This window comes from Candidatus Polarisedimenticolia bacterium, assembly GCA_035764505.1.
Lineage (GTDB): Bacteria > Acidobacteriota > Polarisedimenticolia > Gp22-AA2 > AA152 > AA152.
Genome location: DASTZC010000151.1, coordinates 1 through 6,043 on the forward strand (window position 1 = coordinate 1; position 6,043 = coordinate 6,043).

Annotated in this window: 4 protein-coding genes; all 4 read left to right on the forward strand. The window is 65.9% G+C overall.

From position 1 onward, the window contains the following. Positions 1-3,700 (forward strand): carboxypeptidase regulatory-like domain-containing protein (locus VFW45_10360; GenBank protein ID HEU5181188.1); only part of this gene is annotated, 3,700 nt, incomplete at its 5' end. A 254-nt stretch (positions 3,701-3,954) separates the two neighbouring features. Next, positions 3,955-4,941, forward strand: coding sequence for a MoxR family ATPase (locus tag VFW45_10365; protein ID HEU5181189.1), 987 nt, complete (start codon positions 3,955-3,957; stop codon positions 4,939-4,941). 23 nt (positions 4,942-4,964) lie between these two features. After that, the gene (locus tag VFW45_10370) at positions 4,965-5,849 is read left to right on the forward strand and encodes a DUF58 domain-containing protein (GenBank protein ID HEU5181190.1); all 885 of its coding nucleotides are present in this window, start codon (positions 4,965-4,967) and stop codon (positions 5,847-5,849) included. After that, on the forward strand, positions 5,846-6,043 hold a 198-nt coding region (locus VFW45_10375; protein ID HEU5181191.1), incomplete at its 3' end, for a hypothetical protein. The genes VFW45_10370 and VFW45_10375, both read left to right, overlap by 4 nt.

Here is a 6,043-nt window from a genome sequence, read left to right on the forward strand (position 1 = left end):
AAGAATGTTCCGTCCGTGGCTCCGCTTCCTCATCGTCATGGTTCTCGCGGCGGTATTCGCCCTTTCGGCGCTGCAGCATGCCGGCGCCGCCGTCCCGCGGGCGGCAATCCGCGGACGCGTGGTGGATCGCGACGGGCATCCGCTGCCGGGAGCGACCGTCGAGCTTCGCTTTCCGGGGGAGTCGTCGGCCCCGCGGATGTGCCTGACCGACTCCCTTGGAGGGTTCCGCTTTCCCGATCTGGCCGGCGGGCCCGGCTACCGCCTCAAGGTCAGCTTCCCTTCGTATCAGACCCTGGAGTTCGATCGCATCACCGCCGCCTCGCCCGCGACGGTGGTGCAGGACATCGTCCTGCTCGTGGCCTTCACCGAGAAAATCGCGGTGCGCGGCGAGCCCGAAGTGGTGCAGACCGACACGGCCGAGACCAGCACGGCAATCAGCAGCGAGTTCATCGCCGGCTTGCCGGTGCTGGGCCGCGACTACCAGGACCTCCTGACCCTCGCCCCCGGCGTCACCGACGTGAACAAGACCGGCAACCCCAACATCCACGGGGCCCGGGACGTCGACGTCATCACCCTGGTCGACGGAATCAACACCACCGATCCTTTTTCGGGCCACTACGGGCAGGAGATGAACTCCGAATCGATCGCGGAGATTGAGATCATCACGGCGGGCGCCGGCGCCGAGTTCAGCCGCGCCCAGGGAGGCTTCGTCAACCTGATCACCAAGTCGGGAGGGAACGAGTTCACCGGCAGCTTCAGCCTCTACGTCCGCTCCTACCTCCTGGATGGCGACGGCGCCGGCATCGATCCGGTCGAGCTGCGTGGCGGGGTGGGGGAGAAGGACGGCTACCGCGATTTGAAGTTCTCGGACTTCTATCCCTTCGTGTCGGTGTCGGGCCCCATCGTGCGGGACCGGGTCTGGTACTATCTGGCTCCGGAGTTCAGCCAGATCGAGGTGCCCACCAATGCCGGCACCCAGAGCTACGTCGTCCAGACCCGCTCCACGCGGGCGACCGGCAAGCTGACCTGGCAGATCGCCCCTTCCAGCAAGCTCTCGGCGCTGGTGCTGTTCGACACCACCTCGGTGGACAATCAGGGTCTCAACAGCCGCATTCTCCTGGAGAGCGGCTATACCACCACGCGGGGCGGGCCGACCTTCACCCTGCAGAACGTCACGGTGTTTCGTCCCACCGTCTCGCTGGAGAGCTCGCTCTCGCGCCTGCAGCAGTCCTTCTCGATCGCACCGACGCTCGGTGCCGACACCAACGGCAACGGGGTTCTCTTCACCGACCGGGATTCCTCCCAGGGGGGGAACCAGGACGGCTTCAACCAGGCCGGCGAGCGCGACCCCGGAGAGGACTACGACGGCGACGGGCGCTTCGACGTATTCGAGGATTACAACCACAACGGCAGCCTGGATGCCTGCTTCGTCGACCCCGACACGGGAGAGTCCTTCTGCTCCGACGACATCGACCGGGACGGCCGCGTGACCGGCCTTTGGGGCTGCGAGGGCCGGGAGCACGAGGATATCAACTGCAACGGCGTGCTCGATCGGGAGTTCGATCGCGACGAGAACGGTGTGCTGGATCCGGCGGAGGATATCGGCATCCCGTGCGCCAACCCGGCGCTCTGCCCCGGGGGCGTCGAGCCCCACACCCGCGGCAACGGCGCCTGGGACACGGAGGATCGAAACGGCAACTTCCTCCTCGACACGCTCGACAATTCGGGCCCCACACCTTTTCCTTTCTGGAACGACCGCAATGGCGACGGCGAGCCCGATCCGGGAGAGTTCACCGCGCCGCTGGCCCCCGACCGCGACTACGTGCGCGACCTGAGCCTCAATCGCATCTCGGGCCCTTTCTACTTCGATTACGAGGACGATCGAACCCGCAACACCCTGCGCGAGGACCTGTCGCTGTTCGTCGCCGAAGGATCGGGGACCCACGACCTGAAGATCGGCGGGATCTGGGAAGGGGAGGGGTTCGAGCGTCAGCGCCACGACCGGACTTACCTGGAAGTGAGCCGGACCCACCGGGTCGCCGGACGGTCCGGGGCAGCCCGCACCATCGGAGCGCGGATCCCGACGGTCCCCGATCTGACAGAGGACGCCTCCGCTGACCACTGGGGCGCCTACATCCAGGACACTTTCAAGCCGCTCCCCAACCTGAGCATCGGCATCGGGCTGCGCTTCGATCGCGAGGAGGTCGCCGCCTGGGGATACGAGCCGTTCGATCCCTCGGAGCAGCGCGCCGGTTTCGACCTGCTCACCCAGCTCGTGGGAGTGGAGGTGCAGGCCGGGGACCTGAACAGCGACGGCATCGTGACCTGGGACCTGTCGCGGGACCCTCTCTCCGCCTCCGATCCGGTGCGCGCCTCGAGGCTGAAATCGGAGCTGGCCGCGGTGGCGCCGCGTCGCTTCACGCGCCACAACTTCCTCACCAGCATCGTCAGCGCGGAGCTGGCGCGATTGGGCATCACCGATCCGAAGCTGCTCTCCGGCGGGCGCCCGCGGCAGCGAGAGGATTTCACCATCAGCAACAACAATCTGGCGCCGCGGCTCAGCGTCTCGTGGGACCCCCGGGCCGAGGGGAAGAGCAAGCTGTTCGCCTCCTGGGGACGCTTCTACGGCAATCTATTCTTACAAACCGTAGTGGCGGAGCAGGGACCCGACTTCCTGAGCCCCTATTACCTCTACGATGCCGATGGCGTGGGCGGCGACGCGCTGCCCGACGGCCACTTCGGGCGGGTCATCTCCCGCTCGCCTCCCTCGGCTTCCCAGATCGAGCGTGGCCTGCGGACACCGTTCACCGACGAGCTGACCCTGGGCCTGCAGATCGAGATCGCCCCCGATGCGTCGCTCGGGCTCACTTACGTCGGCAGGAAATACCGCGATCAGCTCCAGGACATCGAGCTGAACCACTCGGTGAAGCGTCCGCCGGCCTGCGCCGTCAACCCGAAATCCCCCACCTACTGCGACGATTTCGGCTTCACGGATCCCCCGGCGAACGACGACGGCATGTACTCCCGGGAGCCCGACGGCTACCCCGACCTGTACGTCGCGAACCTGAACTTCAACCAGATCTTCCGTATCGGAAACTTCAACTACCAGGACTATCGCTCCTACGAGCTGCACCTGGTGCGCCGCTTGAGCCGCAAGTGGCAGATGGACGCGAGCTACGTCTATTCCAAGGCACGCGGACAGGCCGAATCGTTCCTCTCCGAAAGCGGCGACGATCCCGCCTTCACCGAGCTGAAGGACGGCTACCTGGATTACGATCAGCGGCATGTCGCGAAGTTCTTCGCCACCGCCTTCCTTCCCGGGGACTGGCAGCTGGGCGGCGGGCTCACCTGGTCTTCGGGGCTCCCTTACAGCCAGGTGAACCGCTTCCAGTCGAACGACAACGTCGAGTACATCCAGGATCGCCGCCTGTTCGGAACGCGCGATCCCAACACCGGAATCTTCCATCCCGAGTCCCGCAACGCCCACCGCAACCCGTCCATCTACGACATCAACGTCCGGACCCAGAAGAACTTCGTCCTCGGCCGCTCCTCCGCGTCGGCCTTCCTGGAGATCTTCAACCTGCTCAACAACGACGATCTCCGGGTCTTCGAGATCGACGATCGCGAGACGAGTCTCCAGGCCGAGGAGACCCGCGCCTTCGGACGGCGCTTCCAGGTCGGCTTCCAGCTGCATTTCTGATTCGCGTCTCCTCCGCGCCAAACACGGCTTTGAAGGGCAAGCCTTCCGCGTCGCCGCGCGACAAACTGGCGCAGGTCGGGCAGGGAAGAGTCGGGCGACATTCAAGGTCTTGAGGCAGCGCGGCTTATATCTTCCCCCGATGCTTGCTTCTGGCACTACCCTTGCTAAAATTAGACGCCACGCCCCGTTCCGGTCGTCGTCCCTCATCACACCGGCCCCGCGAGGACGCCGGATTCCTTGGAGCCTGAGCAGGTATGGAACAGGATATTCGCCGAATCAATGACCTGGTCGCGCAGAAGGGCGCCTTCGTCGAGCCGCTGCTGTCCGAGGTGCGCAAGGTCATCGTGGGACAGCGCTACCTTCTGGATCGCCTGCTGATCGGCGTGCTGACCCAAGGCCACCTGCTCTTGGAAGGAGTCCCGGGACTTGCCAAGACGCTCGCGGTCAAGTCGTTCTCCGACGCCGTCGACGCGAAATTTCAGCGCATCCAGTTCACCCCCGACATGCTGCCGGCCGATTTGATCGGCACGATGATCTTCAATCCGCGCGACGGGGTCTTCACGCCCAAGAAGGGGCCTCTGTTCGCGCACTTGATCCTGGCCGACGAGATCAACCGGGCCCCGGCCAAGGTGCAATCGGCCCTGCTGGAGGCGATGCAGGAGCGCCAGGTCACGCTCGGCGACAAGACTTACCCTCTGGAGCCTCCCTTCCTGGTCCTGGCCACCCAGAATCCGATCGAGCAGGAGGGGACCTACCCGCTGCCCGAGGCCCAGGTCGATCGCTTCATGCTCAAGCTGAAGGTGGACTACCCCAACAAGGTGGAAGAGAGGGCCATCCTGGATCGGATGAGCGGCCTGGCGATCCCGTCGGTCAGCCACGTGGTCAAGCCGGCTGACATCCTCTCGGCGCGCGACGTGGTCACCCAGATCTACATGGACGATCGGGTCAAGGACTACATCGTCGACATCGTCTTCGCCACGCGGGCCCCCAAGGACTACAAGCTCGACATCGCGCCGCTGATCGCCTTCGGCGCCTCCCCCCGGGCGACGATCTTCCTGTCCCTGGCGGCCAAGGCACATGCCTTCATCAAGGGAAGGGGATTCGCCACGCCGGAAGACGTCAAGTCGATCGCCTTCGACGTGCTCCGGCACCGCGTCCTGCTCACCTACGAGGCCGAAGCGGAGGACGTGACCCCCGAGTCGATCATCCAGCGGATCCTGGACACGATCGAAGTCCCCTGATTGCGCCAAGGAGCCAGCCTCACGTGCCGACGAGCTCCCAGGAGATCCTGAAGAAGGTCCGGCGGATCGAGATCCGCACCAACCGCCTGGTGAACGAATCCCTGGCGGGGGAGTACCACTCCGTCTTCAAGGGACGCGGCATGGAGTTCGACGAGGTGCGCGAGTACACCCCCGGGGACGATATCCGCACCATCGACTGGAACGTCACCTCCCGCATGGGCCATCCCTACGTCAAGAAGTTCGTGGAGGAGCGCGAGCTGACCGTCATGCTCCTGGTGGACGCCTCAGCCTCGGGGGATTTCGGCACCGTCGGCAGCACCAAGCGGGCGATGGCGGCGGAGGTGTGCGCCCTGCTCGCCTTCTCGGCCATCCGCAACCACGATCGCGTCGGATTGTTCATTTTCACCGACCGCGAGGAGCGCTACGTCCCGCCGCGCAAGGGGCGCAACCATGTGCTGCGGGTCATCCGCGAGGTGCTGACCTTCCAGCCGGTCGGCAAGCGCACCGACCTGACGCTGGCGCTCGAATCGCTGGCGCGCGGCGTGCGCCGGCGCAGCGTCGCCTTCATCGTCTCCGACTTCCTGTCGAGCGACTATGAGCGCGCCCTGCGCCTGGCGAACCGCAAGCACGATCTGATCGCGCTGTCGCTCTCCGATCCGCGCGAGCAGGATCTGCCGCCGGTGGGGATCCTGGAGCTGGAGGACGCCGAAACGGGGCGCCGCATCCTGGTGGACACCTGGGACCGCCGCGGGATCAAGCAGTTCGCGGCCACCGCCCGCGAGCGCGCCGAGGAGCGGCGCCGGCTGTTCCGGCGCAACGAGGTCGATTTTGTGGAGCTGTCCACCGCCTCGCCCTACGATCTGCCCCTGGTCAAGTTCTTCCGCGAGCGCGCCCGGAGGCTGCGATGAGAATCGCGGCGGCCGGCGCGCTCCTCGCGCTTTTCCTCTCCGCCGCCGCCCCGGCACTCTCCCAGACCCCGTCGACCTCCCAGACAGCGCCATCGTCCGAAGGCGAGGTCCGCATCCGGGTCGAGGTTCCCGTCAAGCGCGCCACCGTCGGGGATCGTCTGGCGATCCGGGTGCGGGTGGCGCATCCTCCCACG

What these genes read in the sequence shown, in the direction of transcription:
- VFW45_10365 (HEU5181189.1), top strand. Translation starts at nt 3,955, where the DNA reads ATGGAACAGGATATTCGCCGAATCAATGACCTGGTCGCGCAGAAGGGC.